Origin of the sequence: Sutcliffiella horikoshii (genome assembly GCF_044809035.1) — a bacterium.
Lineage (GTDB): Bacteria > Bacillota > Bacilli > Bacillales > Bacillaceae_I > Sutcliffiella_A > Sutcliffiella_A horikoshii_G.
The window spans coordinates 2,684,145-2,705,888 of sequence record NZ_CP085237.1; the positions used below are offsets into that span (position 1 = coordinate 2,684,145).

The window sequence follows — 21,744 nt, forward strand, 5'->3', positions numbered from 1 at the left end:
TGCTCTTTAACAGGGGAAATACAAAAACGCCAATGCCATGATTAATTCAAAGAATTGAGTTTCTTGGTTTTCTAATAATAAATGATACCGGTGGTAGGGGAGCGAACCGCCACTCCAGGAGGAACACGATTTTGAGTCGTGTTCTTCTATTTCACTCCAATATATCCTTCCATCAACCTCTCCACCGCCATCGAAACCGAAACTTCATTTTCCACAATCTGCTTATCTAATAACGGCAACAGCTTTTTCACCTTTTCATCCTCAAAAAACATCCGCTCTATCTGATCCTTTAACGATGTATAGAACCAAGTCTTCTTTTGTGCATTCCTGCGTTCACTAAGAACCCCTGATTTCTTCGTCTCTTTTAAAAACTCCTGAACAATCTTCCACGTCTCATCCACATTCACATTATTCATAGCTGAACAAGTAAATGCCTTCGTCTCCCATCCTTCTGTTGCAGGCTGCAAGAAATGAAGGATTTGTTTGTATTCATGAGCGGTTTTTTCTGCTCTTTTTTTATTATCTCCATCCGCTTTATTCACCACAATCGCATCAACAAGCTCCATAATGCCCTTTTTCATGCCTTGAAGCTCATCCCCGGCACCAGTTAAAACAAGCAGCAAAAAGAAATCCACCATGTCTCGGACAATGGCTTCGCTCTGTCCGACGCCAACAGTCTCCACTAAAATCACATCATAGCCTGCTGCTTCACATAAAAGAATGCTTTCACGCGTTTTCCGGTGAACTCCACCTAGCGTGCCACTAGAAGGAGATGGACGGATGAAGGCTTGCGGATGCCTTGCGAGTTGCTCCATCCTCGTTTTGTCCGCTAGGATACTACCACCTGTCTTGGAGCTGCTCGGATCGACTGCAAGCACAGCCACTTTATGGCCTTGCTCGCATAAATACAATCCAAACGCTTCTATAAATGTACTCTTACCGGCACCCGGCACACCGCTAATGCCGATGCGGACAGAGCGACCAGTCGAAGGCATGATCTCTTGTATGATCTCTTGGCTTTTATGAAAATGACGTGTTGCATTGCTTTCCACAAGGGTTATTGCTTGGGCGAGGTCGGAGCGGACTCCTGCATGGATACCTGAAATGATATCCGCTGTACTCCGCTCTTCCTTTTTTAGCACCTTTTTTCGAGGATTGCGCTCTTTAGTCATGCGTCTCTTCCACTTCCTCATAGCCAAGGCGATCGTAGATTTCCTCTAGAACCTTTTCCGCTGCACGCGGTATGACCGTTCCAGGTCCGAAAATAGCAGAAGCGCCTTTCCTATATAGGAATTCATAATCCTGCGCCGGGATTACCCCACCAATTACAACGATAATATCTTCACGGTTCAATTTTTTCAGCTCTTCCACGAGTTGCGGAAGAAGTGTTTTATGTCCGGCAGCAAGGGAGCTGATTCCGATAACATGCACATCATTTTCAACTGCTTGCAGCGCTGTTTCTGCAGGTGTCTGGAAAAGAGGTCCGATATCCACATCAAATCCAAGATCGGCGAACGCGGTTGAAATAACTTTTGCCCCTCTGTCATGCCCATCTTGGCCCATTTTCGCAATCATAATCCTCGGTCTTCTTCCTTCGAGCTCGAGGAATTCCTCAATTTTATCCTTCACGGCCCTCATCTCCTCCTCATTGGAGAATTCACTGCTGTACACGCCGCTGATGGAACGGATAACAGCACGATGACGATTTGCTACCTGTTCAATAGCATCTGAAATCTCACCCAGGCTTGCACGCGCACGGGCAGCGTCCACGGCTAGCTCCAATAGATTGCCTTTCCCTGTACGAGCGGCATCTGTCAGTGCTTCTAGAGCAGAAACAACTTCCGTTTCATCTCTGTTTTCACGAAGCTCCTGCAAACGGAGGATCTGTTTTTTACGAACCTCGGCATTATCAATATCAAGAACATCAATAGCCATATCTTCTTTTTCCAAACGGTATTTGTTAACGCCAATAATTGCTTCTTTACCGGAATCGATCTTTGCTTGACGGCGTGCAGATGCTTCTTCAATCCGCATTTTCGGCAAGCCTGTTTCAATAGCTTTTGCCATACCTCCAAGCTCTTCAATTTCTTCAATATGTGCCCAAGCTTTATCAATCAATTGCTTCGTCAAGGATTCCACATAATACGAACCAGCCCAAGGGTCGATGACTTTGGTTATTTCCGTTTCCTCCTGCAAATACAATTGCGTATTACGGGCAATACGGGCGGAAAAGTCTGTTGGTAGTGCAATGGCTTCATCCAATGCGTTAGTGTGTAAGGATTGCGTATGTCCATTTGCAGCCGCTAGTGCCTCAATGCAAGTACGCGTCACATTATTGAATGGATCTTGTTCAGTCAAGCTCCAACCCGAAGTTTGAGAGTGGGTCCTTAAAGCCATGGATTTTGGATTTTGTGGTAAAAATTCCTTCATCATCTTCGCCCAAATAAATCGAGCGGCACGCATTTTTGCGACTTCCATGAAGAAGTTCATGCCAATTGCCCAGAAGAACGAAAGTCTTGGCGCAAATTTATCTATATCAATGCCAGCTTCAAGTCCCGTTCTCACATACTCCAAACCGTCTGCAAGCGTATAGGCAAGCTCAATATCTGCCGGTGCTCCTGCTTCTTGCATATGATACCCGGAAATACTGATGCTATTGAACTTCGGCATATGCTGGGACGTGTAAGCGAAAATATCCCCTATAATTCGCATGGACATTTCTGGCGGATAAATATACGTATTACGAACCATATATTCTTTTAAAATATCATTCTGTATCGTACCAGAAAGTTTATCTGGACTTACCCCTTGTTCCTCAGCCGTAACGATATAAAAAGCCATAATTGGCAGAACCGCCCCATTCATCGTCATCGATACGGACATCTTATCCAATGGAATTCCATCAAATAATACCTTCATATCAAGAATGGAATCAATGGCCACACCTGCTTTTCCAACATCCCCTTCTACTCTGGGATGATCGGAATCATAGCCACGGTGTGTCGCAAGGTCAAATGCAACCGACAGCCCCTTTTGCCCCATTTCCAGATTTCTTCTATAAAATGCATTGCTCTCTTCTGCAGTAGAAAAACCGGCATATTGACGGATCGTCCATGGACGGTTAACATACATCGTCGGGTAAGGTCCACGTAAATACGGGGCAATACCAGGAAGAGTTTCCAAGTGATCGGCTCCATCCAAGTCAGCATGAGTGTAATTAGCCTTCAATTTAATCTGTTCATTTGTTTCATAAAATAGTTCTTCCACCGTTTCGTTTGTTAGTGGCACTGTTTGAGTGGATGTAGCAGTTTTATTCAGAGTTTTGGTTGAAAAATCAGGCTTCATAGTCGGTCAACCCCATTTCTTGATGTATCTTTTCTAATTGCTCATAACAATTGGAGCGCATATGGATAAAATCACTAACCCCTATTCCCTGCAACTCTTTTTGACGAGCTGCTTCAGGAAAGCCAGCAACTAATATTTTTCGAATAGGCGAATTGACAGCCATAACCGCTGCATTTAACAACTCTTCATAAGTGTCATCACTTCCGCAAATGCATACAAACCCCGTTATGTTTTGATCTGACACCCATTTCACTATTTCTTTCGCCTCTTCAAAGCTTGGACTAACTATAGGTTGCAGACCTCCTACCTGGAAAAAGCCTGATGCAAAGTCTGTCCGAGGCTTGTGTGATGGTAATAAACCAAGATTAATCAAGGTGATTTTCGGAGATGTCCCCTGTTTTTCTTGATAAACTTTTGCTTGGTAACGCAAGATCTCAAAGACTTCAGATAATCTTAAGGGTTGAATGGCCTGTACTTTTATCGGAGCATATTCATTATCGTCTACACGTTTTGTGCCTATTTGCCACTTTAGCTCCTCTTGAAGATTTGCATACATATTGGTACCGACCAACACTTTTCTCCTGCTTTGGACGTCCTTAAGTCGCTTTTCTTTCACCTCATCAAGGCTGTCCTGGAGGAAATTCGTTCTCAGAGCTTCTACGATGCCGCCAAGCTTGTCCAGCCCCTGAAACAGCTTCCATGCCTCATCAGCCAATTGATTTGTCAGCTTTTCAACGTAGTAAGAGCCTGCTGCTGGATCGACGACTTTATTTAAAAAGCTCTCTTCTTTTAAGATGTAGTGGGTATTTCGGGCAATTCTTCGAGAGAAAGCATCAGCACCTTGCTGATAGCTGTCTACATGGATGCTGTCTGCTCCACCTATGGCAGCTGAGAACGCCTCTGTTGTTGAACGGAGCATATTGACATACGGATCAAGATTAGACTTTGTCAACATGGAAGTTGTGGCATGCACTGTCATCTTTTGTGCTTTTTCATCTCCGCCATAAGCCTCCACGATATTTGCCCATAACACTCTTGCCGCTCTCAACTTGCTAAGCTCCATGAAAAAGTCACTTCCAACCGGAAAAGTAAATGCTATTTCCTGGGAAGCTTCATCAATGGATAATCCTCTATTGAGTAGTGCCTGCAAATATTCAACCGCCGTTGCCATCACAACTGCGAGCTCCTGCACGGCATTTGCTCCCCCGTTGTGATAGGCATTGGATTGTACCCACACAGTTTTAAGGTGCGGAGCATTGTTTTCTTTCCACTCTATATTGGATTTCATCTCGTCATAATACTGCTCCAATGGCTGTTTCAGTTTACCTGTTGCTGCTAACTCGCCCACAGGATCTGCTCCAATGATTCCTTGCAAGTTCTTCGTTTCCATCCCGCTATCAATCAACGCATTGATGAATGTTGTGGCACTTGCTCCAGCATGTATTTGGAGAGCTACGTCGTTTAATGAAATATCTTTTAGTAAAGCCTTAAGGTCTGTTTGATTTTTTATCAATAAAGCATGTGACTCCATAGATGGGTAAGTGGAAAAATAAATAGATTGCAAACCACTTTCTAGTTCCTGTTTCAGTTGAGCATTCATTTCCTCAAATGAAGTAGATGCATATAATTGCTGACTGACTTTCCAATCAGACTTATCTATTAATTGTTTGGAAGTATGGTTATTTTTATCATCTTCTGTATAAACCGGTTTACGCGTAATGCCTTCATATGTAGCGGTGTTTAGCTTGGAAACAGGCTTCCCCTTTAACGCCTTTTCCGCCGCATTCACCCAATCGTCCATAGTCACTTTCGGGAAACTATTGTTTTTCATCTCTTTCAATCTACTCATCTTCATCCCCTCGTCCCCTCAATTACGTAATCGCTTACAAATTTAAATTTTTAAAAAGTTCATATATTTATTTTAATATAGTTATGTGAGCACGGCAAATAAAGAAAGCAATAGAGGTGCTTATTTTTCAGTGGTATTCCTTATAAAGAAAAACTATACTTACTATATAAATGATAGTTTCTTAAAAAGGTAGTGATTTGTAGAGATGTTATACATATGGCATATTGAAAACATAATTAAAGAAACGCTAGAAGAACTCAACCTTGACATCAACTTTGAATTTGACAATAACTTAAAAGCACCAATGAGCTTTAACATATCTACTAATACGATCAAATTCAATTATTTACAGATTAATGGATACAAAGCGAAGATCAACAATAAAATCAGAGAGACAGATGAAAACTTTGTGAAGCTCATACTCTTTCATGAAGTCGGCTATTACCTGGATTTTAAAAAGAACAAACATGATTTAAGGATATTGATGTATGGCGGAGAAGATGAAAAAGTCATCTTGATGCGGCAAATTGAGAAGAATGCGTGGGTGTTTGGAAGGACCGTTGTGCCTGATCATCTGCTGTATGCTTATGATAAAATGCAAGAGTTGGATAGGACGTTCTTAACAAACAAATAAACATATTAACTGCGAAAAATTAGAGTGTATGAAAACATATCGATTTCATACACTCTTATTATTTACTTATAACGATTCTAAAGTTTCGTCTATAACAACCCCAACATTCCCTTTCTTATGTCCCTTTTCCACATAGCTGTGAGCAACTGATAATTGTTCCATCGGATAGCTTTTATCGACAACTGCTTTATACTTGCCCTTTTCAATCAGTTCTTTTAAAAATCTAATATCGTCTTCGTTTTCCAATGCAAGACCAGAAATTATTTTATAGCCCCGTGTCACTCCGCTCCAATATCCCTGCACCATCTGAGTAACTCCTGCTCCACCGAGGATCCAAGTTCCTTTTTTCTTAAGTGTCTTCTTGACTGCTTCATAAGGTATTTTCCCAACCGTATCAAAAATGACATCATAATTTTCTCCAGCAATCTCTTCTTTTGTATAATCAATTACTTTGTCTGCTCCTAAAGACTTCACCATTTCTACATTGGCTGTGCTGCATACCCCTGTAACCTCGGCACCGTATAATTTGGCCAATTGAATGGCTGCTGTACCGACCGCACCTGATGCCCCATAGATGAGAATTTTTTGCCGTGATTGTATGTTTGCTTTTCTTAGAAAATGAATGGCAGTGTGCCCGCCGAAGGGAACAGTTGCCGCCTCAACATAGCTTAAATTGTGTGGTTTTAGTGCGATAACTCCGTTTTCTGGCAGACACAAGTACTCTGCATAAGCACCGAAATTCATTCCTGTAGATCCAAAGACTTGGTCCCCTGCTTTAAATCGTTTAACATCACTGCCTACAGATTCCACTATTCCTGAGAGGACACCTCCGAGAATGGTCTTTTTGGGACGAGTCAGCCCAAAGAACAATTTAACAGCAACCGGCTCCGCTTTTCGCAATCGCCAGTCTGCTGCATTTACCGCTGTCGCCACTATTTTAACTAGTATTTCATTATCTTTTGGAACAGGTTTATCGACCTCTTTCAATTGAAGTACTTCTGGTGGACCATATTTGGTATACACAACAGCTTTCATGTGCTGCCTCCCTTGGATCAGAGTTTTTTATTTGCCTGCAATCATTGTATGTTGATTCACAGGAAAATAAGTCAGCCTGTGAAAAATCTCCCGGTCCATATGGCGTCCAAAAAGCTTTTCGGGCGATTCAAGAGGTCTTTCGGGCGATAATTCGGAAAAACGGGCGATTTTTAAAATTTACTGGCGAAAATGGACGGCAATCGGGCGATATTTTGATTTTACGGGCGATTTTCACGAATAATCGGGCGAAAGCAAAAAAACCGACAAAGCCTTCCACTCAAGGAAGACTTTATCGGTCGTCGGTTCCAAACTATTAATAAATCGACGTATTCTCTTTAGACATTTTCTCGATGATTTCTTTGACGCGAGCTAGGAAGCGTCCGCATACAAGACCATCAAGTACTCGGTGATCAAGAGACATACATAGGTTCACCATATCACGAACAGCGATCATGCCGTGGTCCATTACTACTGGACGTTTCACGATGGATTCCACTTGTAGGATTGCCGCTTGTGGGTAATTGATGATACCTTGCGATTGCACAGAACCGAATGAACCAGTGTTGTTGACAGTAAATGTTCCACCTTGCATTTCTGCGGATGTTAATTTACCAGCGCGAACTTTATTGGCAAGTTCTGTGATTTCACGCGCGATACCTTTGATTGTTTTTTCATCAGCATTGCGGATAACCGGCACATAAAGTGCGTCGTCAGTTGCAACGGCGATGGAGATGTTGATGTCTTTCTTCTGGACGATTTTGTCGCCAGCCCACATAGAGTTGATTTGCGGGAATTCTTTCAATGCTTGCGCAACAGCTTTTACGAAGAATGCGAAGAAAGTAAGGTTGTAGCCTTCTTTTTTCTTGAATTCGCTCTTCAGGGAGTTGCGGTATTCTACAAGGTTTGTAGCGTCCACTTCAATCATGGTCCAAGCATGTGGTGCTTCGTGCTTGCTGCGCAGCATGTTGGCAGCGATCGCTTTACGAACGCCTGTTACAGGGATTTCGATGTCGCCTGCTTCCACTGGTACGTTTACTGGTTGAGCAGCCTTTGGTGCACTTGCTGCTGCCGGTGCAGATGGAGCCGCTGGTGCAGCTTTCGGAGCTTCCGCTGCTGGAGTTTGAGTTGCTGCCGGCTTGGAATCTGCAGTCGGGATGTTACCGGAATCGATCACCGCTTGGATGTCTTTTCTTGTAATACGTCCGCCTGCTCCACTTCCTTTTACTTGCTCAAGATCTACATTGTTTTCTTGTGCAAGACGAAGTACTGCTGGAGAGTAGCGACGTTTGTTTGGTGCGTCTGCATCTTCTTGTACAGCTGGTGTTGATGAAGCTTCGGATTTCGCTGCGGATGCAGCTGCTGGTGCACTTTCTTCTTTCGGTGCGTCAGCAGTTGCTTCAGCTGCTCCGCCACCTTCTGTTTCGATATAGCAGATGATTTCTCCTACTGCTAGTGTGTCACCATCTTCTGCTACAAGTTCTTTGATTGTTCCTGTAAAAGAAGATGGGATTTCTGCGTTAACTTTATCTGTCATGACCTCTGCTAACGGGTCGTATTTGTTTACTTTGTCGCCAACGCTAACGATCCAGCGGCTGATTGTTCCTTCAGTTACGCTTTCTCCAAGCTGTGGCATTGTAATTTTTTCTACTGCCATGATGAGAACCTCCTTTAATCGGTGGGCTCTGTTGAACTTTGCAGTTGATCTCCATTCCAGGAGCTTGCTTTCCGCGGGCGGTCCGGGAGCCTCCTCAGGCTACGCCTTGCGGGGTCTCCCATGTCCCTTCCTCCCGCAGGAGTCAAGCTCCTTCCACTACGATCAACTGCAAGGAAAATCAACATTACCATTCATTCACTCTTCCACTTAAAAATCAGATTTTAGTATTGAGCTAGCTCACGCATTGCTTTTTCTACTTTGTCCGGGTTAACCATGAAGTATTTTTCCATAGTCGGTGCATATGGCATTGCAGGTACATCTGGTCCAGCAAGGCGCATGATTGGTGCATCAAGGTCGAATAAGCAGTTTTCTGCAATGATGGCAGATACTTCACTCATGATGCTTCCTTCTTTTGTATCTTCTGTAAGTAGAAGTACTTTTCCTGTTTTAGAAGCAGCTTCCATGATTGCTTCCTTATCAAGCGGGTAAACCGTACGTAAATCCAGGATGTGTGCCGAAATTCCGTCTTGTGCAAGACGCTCTGCCGCTTGCAGTGCAAAATGTACGCATAGACCGTACGTGATAACCGTGATGTCTTCGCCTTCGCGTTTTACGTCTGCTTTACCGATTGGCAGTACGTAATCATCTGTAGGTACTTCTCCTTTGATCAGGCGGTATGCACGTTTATGCTCGAAGAATAGAACTGGATCTTCATCACGGATTGCCGCTTTCAATAATCCTTTCACATCATAAGGAGTGGAAGGCATCACAATTTTTAAACCAGGTTGGTTTGCGAATACTGCTTCTACGGATTGGGAGTGGTAAAGTGCACCGTGAACTCCCCCGCCATATGGCGCGCGAACAACTAGCGGACAAGTCCAGTCGTTGTTGGAACGATAACGGATCTTCGCCGCTTCTGAAATGATTTGGTTGACTGCAGGCATGATGAAGTCAGCGAATTGCATTTCTGCAATTGGACGCATGCCATACATTGCTGCACCGATTGCTACACCTGCGATTGCTGATTCTGCAAGAGGTGTGTCGATAACTTTATCTTCACCGAATTGATCATATAGGCCCGTAGTCGCTTTGAATACTCCACCTTTTCTTCCAACGTCTTCCCCAAGTACAAATACTTTAGAATCACGTTCCATCTCTTCACGGATGGCCATTGTTACTGCATCTATATAAGAAATAACTGCCATGATAGTTCCCCCTTACTCTGCGTAGACATGCTTCATTGCGGATTCAGCATCTGCATATGGAGCATTTTCTGCGTATTCTGTTGCGTCGTTTACTTCTTTTGCAATTTTATCGTTGATTTCTTTTTCTTTTTCATCTGTTAGAACGCCTGCTTCTTTCAAGTAAGCTGCAAAGCTGATGATTGGATCTTTCGCTTTTGCTGCATCCACTTCGTCACGCTCACGGTATGCACGGTCATCATCGTCACTGGAGTGAGGAGTCAAACGGTAAGAGATTGCTTCTACAAGAGTCGGGCCATCTCCACGGCGACCGCGATCTGCTGCTTCTTTAACTGCCGCATATACTTCAAGTGGGTCGTTTCCATCTACTGTAATACCAGGCATTCCGTATCCGATTGCACGGTCTGAGATTTTTTCACATGCCACTTGTTTTTCGTAAGGAACAGAAATTGCATATTTGTTGTTTTCGCACATGAAGATAACAGGTAGCTTGTGAACCGCTGCATAGTTAGCGCCTTCATGGAAGTCCCCTTGGTTGGAAGAACCTTCACCAAACGTTACAAAAGTACAAAGGTCTTTTCCTTCTAAACGGCCACCGAGTGCCACTCCAACTGCGTGTGGTACTTGTGTTGTTACAGGTGAGGAACCTGTTACGATACGGTTCTTCTTTTGACCAAAGTGACCAGGCATCTGGCGTCCGCCAGAGTTTGGATCTTCCGCTTTTGCGAAACCGGAAAGCATTAATTCCTTTGCTGTCATACCGAAAGTAAGAACAACTCCCATGTCGCGGTAGTATGGTAACACGTAGTCTTTTTCACGGTCTAATGCGAATGCTGCTCCTACTTGAGCTGCTTCTTGACCTTGGCAAGAGATAACGAATGGGATTTTCCCAGCACGGTTTAGTAACCACATGCGCTCGTCAATGCGGCGCGCTAATAACATTGTTTCAAACATTTCTAGTACGTTTTCATCTGTAAGCCCTAGAGCTTGGTGACGATTTTCTGCCATTTAAGTTTACCTCCTATATGTAGAGAGTAGGGAGCGTAACTTAGCTCCCATATCATTTTCTTAAGAATGTATTGCTTTCCCATCCACTGCAAGAGCAGCTTCACCGATTGCTTCGGATAGGGATGGATGCGGGTGAATAGTGTGTCCGATTTCCCACGGAGTTGCGTCAAGGACGCGCGCTAGGCCAGCTTCTGATATCATGTCCGTAACGTGCGGCCCGATCATGTGGACACCTAGTATGTCATCGTTTTCTTTGTTGACAACAAGTTTTACAAAACCGTCAGACTCTCCGTAAACAAGCGCTTTTCCGATTGCACGGAAAGAGAACTTACCTGTTTTTATTTCAAATCCTTTTTCTTTTGCTTCTTCTTCCGTGTAACCAACAGATGCCACTTCAGGGCTCGAGTAGACACACTTAGAAATCATGGAATAATCGATTGGAGCAGGATTTTCGTTTGCAATATGCTCCACAGCTACGATTCCTTCATGAGAAGCAACGTGTGCAAGCTGCAAGCCGCCAATTACATCACCGATTGCGTAAATGTGGGACTCTTTTGTTTGGAAACGGTCATTGGTTGTAATGAACCCTTTCTCTACTTGAATGTCTGTGTTCTCAATGCCAATACCTTCCACGTTAGCTTGGCGCCCAACAGATACAAGCATTTTTTCAGCAGTAAAGGATTTCTCTTCCCCTTTATGCTCGGCTTTGATCGTTACAGATCCATCTGCTTTTTCAAGAGTCTCTGGTAATACCTTCGCACTTGTCACCACTTTGATGCCACGCTTTTTCAAGAGACGTTGCATTTCTTTGGAAACTTCCTTATCTTCTGTAGGCAATACGCGATCAGCATACTCAAGAACAGTTACTTCTACTCCGAAATCATCTAACATGGATGCCCACTCGATACCGATTACGCCTCCACCTACAATGATGATGGATTTTGGAAGTTCCTCGAGTATTAATGCTTCATCAGAGGTCATGACTTGCGCGCCGTCAATTTCAAGTCCAGGAAGTGAACGTGGACGAGAACCTGTTGCAACGATTACGTTTTTCGGGATTAACATCTCGTTTTCGTCACCATTTTCAAACTCAACGGAGATTGTCCCTGGCATCGGAGAGAAGATAGAAGGCCCTAAGATTCGGCCAGTTCCGTAAAATACATCGATTTTCCCTTGCTTCATCAGGTGCTGTACGCCGCCATGAAGCTGGTCGATAATTTTTTGTTTACGCTCTTGCACTTTGAAAAAGTCCAGCTTCACTTCACCTGAGATTACGCCGAACTCTTCACTGTTCTTGGTTTGAGCAAATACTTCTGCACTGCGAAGTAACGCTTTACTTGGGATACAACCTGCATGCAGGCAAGTTCCGCCAATTTTCTTCTTTTCTACTACTGCTGTTTTTAAGCCAAGTTGAGATGCACGAATAGCCGCGACATACCCGCCTGTTCCGCCACCTAGGATGACTAAATCATATTCTTGTGCCATTATTCCTTGCTCCCTTCTAGCTCTGTACTACTTTTGTATCTACGACCGTTCCTGGATATTCTTTTGCTTGTTCTTCACCACGTAAAACGCGCAATGCACCTTCTGTTAGAGCCTGCAATTCGTTCTCGCCCGGATGTACAATGACATCTGCAATCCAGCTGATTCGCTCGGATATCTGTTTGACAAATCCTTTTCCATAAGCAAGTCCGCCAGTCAAAATGATCGCATCTACTTTCCCTGCCAGAACAGCACTTGCAGATCCGATCTCTTTTGCAACTTGATATGCCATTGCATCAAATACTAAAGCGGCTTTTTCATCACCTGCTTCTATCATTTGTTCCACTTTAACTGCATCATTTGTGCCAAGGTATCCTACAAGTCCACCTTGTCCTACTAGCTTTTTCATGATTTCATCACGGTAATAGTCACCAGAGAAACATAATGAAACAAGATCACCAGCTGGAACCGTCCCGGCACGTTCTGGGCTGAATGGGCCGTCTCCATGAAGCCCGTTATTCACATCGACAACCCGACCGCCAATATGCGTACCTACAGTAATCCCACCACCCATGTGGGTTACGATAAGGTTTAAATCTTCATACTTTTTACCAAGTTCCTTTGCCACTCTGCGTGCAACTGCTTTTTGGTTCAGAGCATGGAAGATACTTTTGCGCTCAATTAAAGAGAAACCTGTGATACGTGCGATGTCAGAAAGTTCATCCACAACAACGGGATCGACGATAAAGGACGGGATATTTAGGCCAGTTGCTATCTCATACGCGATGATTCCACCTAAATTGGATGCGTGCTGACCTGCAAAGCCAATCTTTAAATCATGTAGCATTTCTTTGTTAACTGCGTATGTTCCGCCTTCAATTGGACGAAGAAGTCCACCGCGGCCACACACTGCGCTAAGCTTGGAAATATTGATTCCTTCTTGATCCAATGTTTCAAGAATGGTGGTCTTTCTGAATTCATATTGATCAAAGATACTTGCAAAGGAATTAATCGTTTCGCTATCGTGACGTAATGTTTTCTCAAAAACAGAGCGTTCATTATCAAATACGCCGATTTTCGTTGATGTAGATCCTGGGTTGATGACAAGTATGCGATATTCCTTTTCTAACACTGTTGAAACCTCCATTTCAGACGGACGGCAAACGAGTGACTATTAGGTTCACCGCGTTTGCCCCTTCTGAGAAACTTAATTTAGTTATATATTAGCGTCCGTTACGACGGCTTAAAATATGATGTCCGTTTTGTAAAAATTGACTGCGAGAATTTTTCATTCTTTCAATACGCTCTTCAGCAAGACGATCTGCTGCACGGTAAGTTGGGATACCGTCACGTTTTGCAATTTCAATAACTCTCTCAATGTTGTCGTAAATTCCTTCTACTTTTTTCATTGCACGCTCACGGTTGTAACCGTAAAGTTCATCCGCTACGTTAATAACCCCACCTGCATTGATTACATAGTCAGGTGCATATACGATGCCCATTTCATGGATGATATCGCCGTGCTTTGTATCAAGCAATTGGTTATTAGCTGCACCGGCAATTACTTTTGCTTTTAATTGAGGAATTGTTTCGTCGTTGATTGTCGCGCCAAGTGCACATGGAGCATAAATGTCGCATTCAACACCATAGATGTCATTGATATCTACTGCTCTTGCACCGAACTCTTCCACTGCACGGTTTACTGCTTCTTTATTAATATCGGTTACGATAAGCTGCGCCCCTTCTTCGTGAAGGTGACGGCAAAGATTGTATGCTACGTTACCTACACCTTGGACTGCGACAACTTTACCTTCTAATGAATCAGTTCCGAATGCTTCTTTCGCTGCAGCTTTCATTCCGCGGTACACCCCAAATGCTGTTACAGGAGATGGGTTACCAGAAGATCCGAAAGCAGGTGATACGCCAGTTACATAGTCTGTTTCTTCATAGATTAAGTCCATGTCAGCAACTGTTGTTCCAACATCTTCTGCTGTGATGTAACGTCCGTTCAATCCTTGGATGTAACGGCCGAAAGCGCGGAACATTTCTTCGTTTTTGTCAGTACGAGGGTCACCGATGATAACTGTTTTACCACCGCCTAGGTTTAATCCAGCTGCAGCGTTTTTGTATGTCATTCCTTTTGCAAGGCGAAGTGCATCCTCAATTGCTGCACCTTCGTTTGCGTAAGTCCACATGCGTGTACCGCCAAGTGCTGGCCCAAGTGTTGTATCATGTATCGCAATAATTGCTTTTAATCCTGATTGTTTGTCTTGGCAGATCACCAATTGCTCGTAGTCGTAAGTCTCCATATATTTGAAAATTTCCATGATAAAATTCCTCCCCAAGATAGTAAATGATTTTAGTTTAAGAATTTGATTTATTTAACAGAACAAACTGCAAGTGCTAGTGAGTTTAGTTTACTCTCCGCGGAGTCAGCTCTGGATGTTAATACGATTGGTGCTTTAGCGCCGGCAATGATTGCTCCGACTTTTGCTTTTGCAAAGTAAATCAAAGATTTATATAGAACATTCCCTGCTTCAATGGTTGGAACAAACAGGATGTCTGCTTGTCCTGCCACATCGCTTTGGATTCCTTTGTGTTCAGCAGCAAGTGCTGAAACGGCATTGTCCAATGCTAGTGGGCCATCAATGATGCAGTCCTTGATTTGACCTCTATTATTCATTTGTGTAAGTAAGGCTGCATCAACTGTTGCTTGCATTGCTGGGTTTACAACTTCCACAGCCGCCAGTGGAGCCACTTTCGGAAGTTCAATCCCTAATGCTCTTGCAACTTGAACAGAGTTTTGAACAATCTGCACCTTTTGTTGAAGGTCAGGTGCCACATTCATTGCTGCATCTGTTACAAAGATTAATTGTTCATAGCCTGGCACTTCAAATGCGGCAACATGCGATAAGACATTCCCTGTACGCAAGCCATATTCTTTATTCAACACTTCTTTTAGAATAGTTGCTGTCGGGACATTTCCTTTCATCAATACATCCGCATCGCCGCTTGATACAGCTTTCACTGCAAGTTCTGATGCCTTTTTAGCACCATCGGCGGACACTATTTTCAGTGCTGGATGTGATGTGTCCACATTATGTGCTTTCAATAATGTTAGTATTTTCTCCTCATGCCCAAACAGAATAAAGGAAGCCAACTGTTTGTCTAAGGCATGAGAAACCGCTTCGATCACTTCTTCATCTTCGGCAGCTGCAATTGCTACTACTTTAGAAGTGAGTTGGGTTGCTTTGGTGATAAGTTCCTCTAGTTTCATTTTCTCAACCCTTCCTTTCTACTCCAATATTATCTATGCAAGAAGCGTGCCAACTTCATTTTAATGAAAACGCTTTATTTTATCGGATAAAAATACGCAAAAATATTCACACCATGCAAATTCTTGCACGCAACATTATTCAATCATAAATTTTTCCATTTTATAATAAAGGTTCCTGATGGAAACTCCGAGCTCTTTTGCTGTCTTGGTTTTGTTTCCTTTATTCTTCTTCAATGTCTTCTGAATTATTTTCGCTTCATATCCTTCTAACATTTCCGCTAAAGTGTAATCACTGCTAACAGCTTCAGTAGAATCCTGCACCACCTTGTCTCCATTGGTAGCAAGATCTGGAATATGTTCCGTGTCGATAAACACTTCGTTAAATTTCATGAAAATAATGGCTCGTCCGAGAACATTTTCAAGTTCCCTTACATTTCCCGGCCAATCGTATGCGGCAAGGTGATTGATTGCACGGGGAGTCAATCCCTCCACATTCCTGCCGTAATCCTGATTAATCTTTCTGATAAGATGTTCACTCAACGCCTCTATATCTTCTTTTCTCTTCCGAAGCGGAGGGATGTGGATAGGCATCCTATTTAATCGATAATAAAGATCTTCACGGAAGGACCCGTCCGCTATTCCCTTTTCAAGGTTAACATTCGTGGCAGCTATGATCCTGACGTTAATGGATATCGCTTTCGTACCACCAACACGCATGATTTCATTTTCTTGTAGAACCCTTAATAGTTTAGCTTGTGTATTAGCAGACAATTCTCCAATTTCATCGAGGAAAATACTACCGTTGTTCGCTTCTTCAAAAAGCCCCTTTTTCCCACCTCGTTTAGCACCAGAAAAAGCACCTTCTTCATAGCCGAACAGCTCACTTTCGAGTAAAGATTCAGAAAGCGCCGCGCAATTCACTCTAATGAACTTGTTGTATTTTCGATTGCTTGCGTTATGAATAGCATGGGCAAAAAGTTCCTTACCTGTGCCTGACTCCCCTCGCAATAAAACAGTGGCTGGCGTTTTAGCCCCCAACTTTGCTTGTTCTATGGCAAGGCTCATTTCCTCTGAGGATCCGATGATATCTTCAAAAGAATATTTCGCTTCAAGCGTTCTTATAATCTGCCTTGCACGGTCCAACTCAGTGGTAAGCGTCTGAATCTCAGAGACGTCATGGATGACACCCACACTTCCCTTTAACTTGCCGTCCACTATGATGGGCGCAACATTTACAATAACCTCTTTTTTCGATGGACCAACCTTTAAGTTCACCCCACGGACAGCTCTTCTGGTTTCAAGTACCTTCATATGCATACTGTCACCTTCATAAATGTCTGCTGTCGCTGGCTTCCCGATGATTTGTTGTTCCTCAAGCCCGGTGAGCCTGGAGTATGCAGGGTTTATCATCAAACCCCTACCGAATTCATCTACTACAGAAATGGCTTCATCGGAGGATTGGATGATTGCTTCAAGCATGGTCTGTATCCCTTTAAGATTCGTTACTTCCTCTGCAAGGTTCATAACTTCTGTAATATCTTTAAAAACAGCAAAAGCTCCAATTACCATCCCATCCTCATCAATAAGGGGAGATCTTGTGGTAATGATCTTTTTTCCATTTTCAAGCAGCATTTCTTTGTTCTTTTCTACCTTTTGCGTATGTATCACATCTTGCAATCTGCTTGTCGGAACATTTTCCAAGATATGTTGACCAAGCATATGCGCTTTTTTAATTCCTACTATTTTTTCAGCACTCTTGTTATAGATAATGACCTTCCCGTATTGATCGACCACCATCAATCCATCATGCAAAAGATTGAAAATGAGATCACGTTTATGGGATTCGTATTTCATTTTAGCAATCAGTTCTTCTTTTTCTTCCACCAACGTCGCTGTAATGTGAGCTACCGTTCCCGGCACAAGAACCGTTTTCGGATTCTTAGCCTCACGAATTTCACGAAATACTTCGTCTGAACCAGTCGCTTCAATGATGATGTCAATCTTCTCAGACAGGAAATCCTTCCAATCTTGTCCGACTGTTATCCCCATGTCTTTGGCAAGCTCCAAGCCAGGTGCCGCCTGGTTAATGTCGACTACAGCAAGCAAATCAAACATTCCTGAATGCGTTAACATTTTTAAAATCGCAGAGCCACCTTTACCAGCACCAACCACTAATATCGTCTGCATATAAAACCCCTCTACACCTGAAACATATATTTCGCATATCTAGTAAATTGAAAGAAAATTCACAGTCTTCTTTAAAAGGTATGAAATTTCTTGCACACTTTTATCTTAAATCACTTTTCTCTTCTATGCAAGATAATTTCTGCTATAATGGAAACGGAAAGTTTTGAAAGTGAGGGCACCAACTGATATGCAACGTATAATGGCTTTAATAATTTTATTGATCCCAGGAATTCTTGCCGTATATGGAATAAAACTAATGCGTGATATGGTATTTAATATTGCACACCCATTAATCCCTTCATTAACCTTACAGTTCATTATTGGATTCTTATTTTTCTTAATTGGATTATGGTTTGTCGCCGGATTTATATTTCATCGCGACCGCAAGCGAAACAATGTACAAAAGAGATTTCAGAAAAAACAAGAATAAAAAAACCGGCTGTCGATGCAGCCGGTTTTAATTTTGATATTTTAACTGTACAGCTTTTTTAGGATAATCCGTGAAGAACCCTGCACACCCCTCATCAAACAATCTTTTCATCACTTTCTCATCGTTAACTGTAAAAGGCCTGACAGGAACCCCCGCATGTTGGGAGCGCTGAATGATGCTCGTTGTTGCAGCTTTGATATGCGGATGAATCCCACTGCCTCCAACCCATTTAGTATAATCCCACGGCTTATAAATACCTTCCATATATAAGATAGCCTTTTCTATGTTTGGTGCTAATGTATTCAATCGAGCAATGCTGTAATGATTAAAGCTTGAAAAAATAATTAAATGATCCATTTTGTATTTGTCTACCAATGCGAGCACTTTTTCCTCCATACCCGCGTAAGGAAGGACGCTGTTTTTTAATTCAATATTGACAATCGTCTGCTTCCTTGATGCCCACTCTAACACCTCTTCTAAAGTGGGGATTTCTGCATGTTTATATTGTTTCTTAAATTTATGTACGGCATTTAATTGTTTTAATTCACGTAAGGTTAAGTCTTGCACAAATCCTTTTCCATCTGTTGTTCTGTTTACTTTTTCATCATGTATGACAACAGGATTGCCGTCTTTACTTAATTGGACATCTAATTCAATGCCATCTGCCCCATCTTTATATGCCTGTTCAAAGCTGATCATCGTATTTTCCGGATGAGTTCCAGCGGATCCCCTATGGCCGAATATTTTCGTCATTTTTTCACACCTTTCTTCTTGAAACATGTCAGAATTAATTGTAAACGTACGTATTATTTAGTAAAATTTTTAAATGAAGCGAGGTGAACCATATGCGCCCATTACAAATTTCCGCTGAAACAGCCCAAAAGCTTGCTAAGGCTTTAGATGTCCCCATGGAACAAGTTATGCATTTACCACAGCACATCCTTATTCAAAAGCTTGTAGAAATTGAACGTAATGAATCCAGAAATAATAATGAAGAGTAATCATCACTTTTATTATACAAAAATAAATCCTGCTCATTGTAAAGCTTTCATTAATATGTAACATAAACAAACCCAACATACAATTTTGCATGTTGGGTTTTCGTATGCTAATATTTCTTATTTCTTACCCTCTCAAGAAGCTCTGTGCTCTAATCTTAATTTATCGGCTACCATCGCAATGAACTCACTATTTGTAGGCTTTGCTTTTGTCATAGACACTGTATAACCGAATAGAGAAGAGATGCTGTCGATATTTCCACGCGACCAGGCAACTTCAATTGCATGGCGAATAGCACGTTCTACACGGCTCGCAGTGGTATTATATTTCTTAGCGATATCAGGATACAGAACCTTTGTGATGGACCCTAACAGCTCGATATCATTATATACCATCGAAATCGCTTCGCGTAAGTATAGGTAACCTTTTATGTGAGCAGGTACTCCAATTTCATGAATGATGCTTGTAATGTTCGCATCAAGATTTCTACCTTTGGATTCCGGGCTGGAGGAACGAACAGAAGAACTGGATCTCTTAAGGATAGGGGAGCTCTTTCCGCTTACTTGACGGATGTTGCCTACAAGATTCTCCATATCAAATGGTTTCAAAATAAAATAGGAAGCCCCTAAGTCTACCGCTTTTTTCGTTACATCTTCCTGGCCAAAAGCCGTTAACATGATAACATTAGGAGATTTCTCGAGATTTAACCCTCGCATTTTTTCCAGAACTCCCAAACCGTCGAGATGAGGCATGATAATGTCTAGCACTAATACGTCCGGATTTTTATCTTGAAGCAACTGAAGACATTCTTGACCATTGTGAGCTACCCCTACAACTTCCATGTCCTCTTGCGCTGAAATATACTCTTCCAATAGACCGACCAATTCCCGATTGTCGTCAACGACACATACTTTAATTTTCATATAACTAGTTTCCTCCTCAGTCCCTATACTTTCTACAAAGCATGAAGCCTTTAATTTTATTCTAAATGTTAAATTCGACAATGCAACCTCTTTTCCTTTAAAAAATTTAAAAAACCGTAAAAATTATATAAAATCTTTATTTTTCTCCAGAATACTCTTAAATTCGACGAAAACCGCAATCTATTACATTTATTGGATGATTTGTCGAATAATCTTTGTTCATTCCATCATAACGCAAACGGAATCAAAACAAAAGAAAAAAAGCGAGCTGAATTAGCCCACTTTCTTCTCTTTGTCATTCTGATAAATATCAATTCCCGCTTCATTTAGCATCCATTCAATATGAACGCCATAACCGCTTGTTGGATCGTTTACGAAAACATGTGTTACGGCTCCGATTACTTTACCGTTTTGAATAATAGGACTCCCACTCATTCCTTGAACAATTCCCCCTGTTTTCTCCAATAGTTCAGGGTCCGTAATCTTTATGACCATGCCTTTGGTGGCAGGGAATTTTTGCGGAATGCTGCTGAGTACTTCTACATCAAATTCTTCCACCTTATCACCATCGACCACTGTCAAAATTTTCGCTGGTCCTTCCTTCACTTCTGATGATAATGCGATTGGCAAGGCTTTATCCATAATGCCGTTTTCGATATCTTTATGCAAGGTACCAAATATCCCGAACGGACTATTTCTTGAAATATCACCTATGGCTGAACGGTCGCTTGAAAATCTTGCAAGCTTTTCTCCCGGAACCCCATTACTGCCCTTGTCAATGGAAGTAACCGTGGATCGAACAATTTGTCCGTCTTGGACAATAATTGGCTTCTTTGTATCCATATCGGATATTACGTGCCCTAACGCTCCATATTTCATGGTAATCGGATCATAAAATGTCATGGTTCCAATACCTGCAGCAGAATCCCTTATATATAATCCAATTCTGAAGGAGCTTTCTTGCTTGTCTTTTAAAGGAATTAATTTCGTCTCAATGGTTTCTTTATCTCGTGTGATGACAACATCAAGGGGGTTTCCGGTTACACCGGACTCTTGTACGAATGGAGCAACGTCACTCATCTGTTCAATGGTTTTCCCATTAATCTTGGTAATAATATCACCAACCTGAATGCCTGCAATCTCTCCTGGTGATCTCTTGCCTTCTTCTGTGTCTACTTGGTGATGACCTACTACTAATACACCTAAAGTATTTAGTTTCACTCCGATTGATTGACCACCCGGATACACTTTATATTCAGGTATGACATTTACATTGACTTGCTTAACCGGGATACCTGCGAGTTGTAATACAACTTGCCCTTCTCCGGCCTGCTTACCTTGAAATGCTAACGTTTTATTGGTTGCCTCAATCCCGAGAGAGGAGGAAGAATCTTCATCAACTTTGGCAGTCACCGGAACAGATGACTGGAAATGTAATCCTTGACCTTCAAACATCGTTATTTTATTCGGGATTTGGACATACTCATTAAATGGTTGACTTACACATAATACCATGACTGAAACAAGGAGAAATACACCAACAATTTTTCTAATTATATCTTCTCTCAAACATTTTCACTCTCCTCGGTCCTATCCCACACCATTCATGGCTACATTATATAATTTTGCCTTGTCCGGCTACATTTATAACAACGATATTAATTTAAATGCTACCCATTATGGATAGTTATGTAATTTTAGGAGAATGGGGATAAATTT

18 protein-coding genes are annotated in these 21,744 nt (G+C 42.2%); 3 read left to right on the top strand and 15 right to left on the bottom strand.

The genetic code is table 11. The annotated features are described in order from the left end of the window. Window positions 1–146 precede the first annotated feature (146 nt). From meaB to LG307_RS14045, 3 genes are read right to left on the bottom strand one after another with little or no spacing between them, the layout of a single operon-like run. On the bottom strand, window positions 147–1,172 hold the full coding sequence (gene meaB / locus LG307_RS14035) for a methylmalonyl Co-A mutase-associated GTPase MeaB (RefSeq protein WP_404443045.1): 1,026 nt from the start codon (window positions 1,170–1,172) through the stop codon (window positions 147–149). After that, complete coding sequence (gene scpA, locus LG307_RS14040; RefSeq protein WP_404443047.1) at window positions 1,165–3,345, bottom strand: methylmalonyl-CoA mutase; 2,181 nt, start codon at window positions 3,343–3,345, stop codon at window positions 1,165–1,167. Before scpA ends, meaB begins: the two co-directional genes overlap by 8 nt. Then, window positions 3,335–5,200: a methylmalonyl-CoA mutase family protein gene (locus LG307_RS14045; RefSeq protein ID WP_404443050.1), complete on the bottom strand. Its 1,866-nt coding sequence runs from the start codon at window positions 5,198–5,200 to the stop codon at window positions 3,335–3,337. The genes scpA and LG307_RS14045 overlap by 11 nt, the downstream gene beginning before the upstream one ends. 199 nt (window positions 5,201–5,399) lie before the next feature. On the opposite strand from LG307_RS14045, the gene LG307_RS14050 reads away from it, so the two are divergent. Beyond that, window positions 5,400–5,828, top strand: coding sequence for a hypothetical protein (locus LG307_RS14050; protein WP_404443053.1), 429 nt, complete (start codon window positions 5,400–5,402; stop codon window positions 5,826–5,828). Between the two features lie 66 nt (window positions 5,829–5,894). On the opposite strand, the gene LG307_RS14055 is transcribed toward LG307_RS14050, so the two are convergent. From LG307_RS14055 to LG307_RS14095, 9 genes are all read right to left on the bottom strand, one after another. Continuing rightward, window positions 5,895–6,863 carry an NAD(P)-dependent alcohol dehydrogenase gene (locus tag LG307_RS14055; protein ID WP_404443055.1) on the bottom strand — a complete coding sequence of 323 codons (969 nt, stop codon included), beginning with the start codon at window positions 6,861–6,863 and terminating at the stop codon, window positions 5,895–5,897. 313 nt (window positions 6,864–7,176) lie between these two features. Then, window positions 7,177–8,517, bottom strand: coding sequence for a dihydrolipoamide acetyltransferase family protein (locus tag LG307_RS14060; protein ID WP_404443058.1), 1,341 nt, complete (start codon window positions 8,515–8,517; stop codon window positions 7,177–7,179). Between the two features lie 221 nt (window positions 8,518–8,738). Continuing rightward, on the bottom strand, window positions 8,739–9,722 hold the full coding sequence (locus LG307_RS14065) for an alpha-ketoacid dehydrogenase subunit beta (RefSeq protein WP_064098284.1): 984 nt from the start codon (window positions 9,720–9,722) through the stop codon (window positions 8,739–8,741). Window positions 9,723–9,734: 12 nt separating this feature from the next. After that, window positions 9,735–10,727 carry a thiamine pyrophosphate-dependent dehydrogenase E1 component subunit alpha gene (locus LG307_RS14070; protein WP_404443061.1) on the bottom strand — a complete coding sequence of 331 codons (993 nt, stop codon included), beginning with the start codon at window positions 10,725–10,727 and terminating at the stop codon, window positions 9,735–9,737. 60 nt (window positions 10,728–10,787) lie between these two features. Further along, window positions 10,788–12,212, bottom strand: coding sequence for a dihydrolipoyl dehydrogenase (lpdA, locus tag LG307_RS14075; protein ID WP_404443064.1), 1,425 nt, complete (start codon window positions 12,210–12,212; stop codon window positions 10,788–10,790). Between the two features lie 16 nt (window positions 12,213–12,228). Then, window positions 12,229–13,356, bottom strand: a complete 1,128-nt coding sequence (gene buk, locus LG307_RS14080) for a butyrate kinase (protein WP_404443067.1) — start codon at window positions 13,354–13,356, stop codon at window positions 12,229–12,231. A 76-nt stretch (window positions 13,357–13,432) separates the two neighbouring features. Further along, window positions 13,433–14,536 carry a branched-chain amino acid dehydrogenase gene (gene bcd / locus LG307_RS14085; protein WP_404443069.1) on the bottom strand — a complete coding sequence of 368 codons (1,104 nt, stop codon included), beginning with the start codon at window positions 14,534–14,536 and terminating at the stop codon, window positions 13,433–13,435. A 50-nt stretch (window positions 14,537–14,586) separates the two neighbouring features. Continuing rightward, window positions 14,587–15,486, bottom strand: coding sequence for a phosphate butyryltransferase (gene yqiS, locus LG307_RS14090; RefSeq protein ID WP_404443072.1), 900 nt, complete (start codon window positions 15,484–15,486; stop codon window positions 14,587–14,589). 135 nt (window positions 15,487–15,621) lie between these two features. Next, entirely contained in the window at window positions 15,622–17,673 is a 2,052-nt protein-coding gene (locus LG307_RS14095; protein WP_404443075.1) for a sigma 54-interacting transcriptional regulator, read from the bottom strand. Between the two features lie 187 nt (window positions 17,674–17,860). On the opposite strand from LG307_RS14095, the gene LG307_RS14100 reads away from it, so the two are divergent. After that, complete coding sequence (locus LG307_RS14100; RefSeq protein WP_404443077.1) at window positions 17,861–18,103, top strand: DUF2627 domain-containing protein; 243 nt, start codon at window positions 17,861–17,863, stop codon at window positions 18,101–18,103. 27 nt (window positions 18,104–18,130) lie between these two features. Here LG307_RS14100 and LG307_RS14105 read toward each other — a convergent pair whose 3' ends face one another. After that, window positions 18,131–18,856, bottom strand: coding sequence for a glycerophosphodiester phosphodiesterase (locus LG307_RS14105; protein ID WP_404443080.1), 726 nt, complete (start codon window positions 18,854–18,856; stop codon window positions 18,131–18,133). A gap of 92 nt (window positions 18,857–18,948) precedes the next feature. Here LG307_RS14105 and LG307_RS14110 point away from each other — a divergent pair, with 92 nt between their 5' ends. Beyond that, window positions 18,949–19,104, top strand: coding sequence for a YycC family protein (locus LG307_RS14110; protein WP_404443083.1), 156 nt, complete (start codon window positions 18,949–18,951; stop codon window positions 19,102–19,104). A gap of 132 nt (window positions 19,105–19,236) precedes the next feature. Here LG307_RS14110 and spo0A read toward each other — a convergent pair whose 3' ends face one another. Both spo0A and spoIVB read right to left on the bottom strand, forming a co-directional pair. Further along, window positions 19,237–20,025: a sporulation transcription factor Spo0A gene (gene spo0A, locus LG307_RS14115; RefSeq protein ID WP_404443086.1), complete on the bottom strand. Its 789-nt coding sequence runs from the start codon at window positions 20,023–20,025 to the stop codon at window positions 19,237–19,239. A gap of 273 nt (window positions 20,026–20,298) precedes the next feature. Further along, window positions 20,299–21,594 (bottom strand): SpoIVB peptidase, encoded by a 1,296-nt coding sequence (gene spoIVB, locus LG307_RS14120; protein ID WP_404443089.1) that lies wholly within the window; start codon window positions 21,592–21,594, stop codon window positions 20,299–20,301. Window positions 21,595–21,744 lie beyond the last annotated feature (150 nt).

Bases quoted from the DNA above. Each gene is read 5' to 3' on its own strand.
- LG307_RS14050 (WP_404443053.1), top strand. From the start codon at position 5,400: ATGTTATACATATGGCATATTGAAAACATAATTAAAGAAACGCTAGAA.
- LG307_RS14070 (WP_404443061.1), bottom strand. From the start codon at position 10,727: ATGGCAGAAAATCGTCACCAAGCTCTAGGGCTTACAGATGAAAACGTA.
- lpdA (WP_404443064.1), bottom strand. From the start codon at position 12,212: ATGGCACAAGAATATGATTTAGTCATCCTAGGTGGCGGAACAGGCGGG.
- spo0A (WP_404443086.1), bottom strand. From the start codon at position 20,025: ATGAAAATTAAAGTATGTGTCGTTGACGACAATCGGGAATTGGTCGGT.
- LG307_RS14095 (WP_404443075.1), bottom strand. From the start codon at position 17,673: ATGCAGACGATATTAGTGGTTGGTGCTGGTAAAGGTGGCTCTGCGATT.
- buk (WP_404443067.1), bottom strand. From the start codon at position 13,356: ATGGAGGTTTCAACAGTGTTAGAAAAGGAATATCGCATACTTGTCATC.
- LG307_RS14045 (WP_404443050.1), bottom strand. From the start codon at position 5,200: ATGAAGATGAGTAGATTGAAAGAGATGAAAAACAATAGTTTCCCGAAA.
- LG307_RS14055 (WP_404443055.1), bottom strand. From the start codon at position 6,863: ATGAAAGCTGTTGTGTATACCAAATATGGTCCACCAGAAGTACTTCAA.
- bcd (WP_404443069.1), bottom strand. From the start codon at position 14,536: ATGGAAATTTTCAAATATATGGAGACTTACGACTACGAGCAATTGGTG.
- scpA (WP_404443047.1), bottom strand. From the start codon at position 3,345: ATGAAGCCTGATTTTTCAACCAAAACTCTGAATAAAACTGCTACATCC.
- LG307_RS14100 (WP_404443077.1), top strand. From the start codon at position 17,861: ATGCAACGTATAATGGCTTTAATAATTTTATTGATCCCAGGAATTCTT.
- LG307_RS14065 (WP_064098284.1), bottom strand. From the start codon at position 9,722: ATGGCAGTTATTTCTTATATAGATGCAGTAACAATGGCCATCCGTGAA.
- LG307_RS14060 (WP_404443058.1), bottom strand. From the start codon at position 8,517: ATGGCAGTAGAAAAAATTACAATGCCACAGCTTGGAGAAAGCGTAACT.
- LG307_RS14110 (WP_404443083.1), top strand. From the start codon at position 18,949: ATGCGCCCATTACAAATTTCCGCTGAAACAGCCCAAAAGCTTGCTAAG.
- meaB (WP_404443045.1), bottom strand. From the start codon at position 1,172: ATGACTAAAGAGCGCAATCCTCGAAAAAAGGTGCTAAAAAAGGAAGAG.
- LG307_RS14105 (WP_404443080.1), bottom strand. From the start codon at position 18,856: ATGACGAAAATATTCGGCCATAGGGGATCCGCTGGAACTCATCCGGAA.
- yqiS (WP_404443072.1), bottom strand. From the start codon at position 15,486: ATGAAACTAGAGGAACTTATCACCAAAGCAACCCAACTCACTTCTAAA.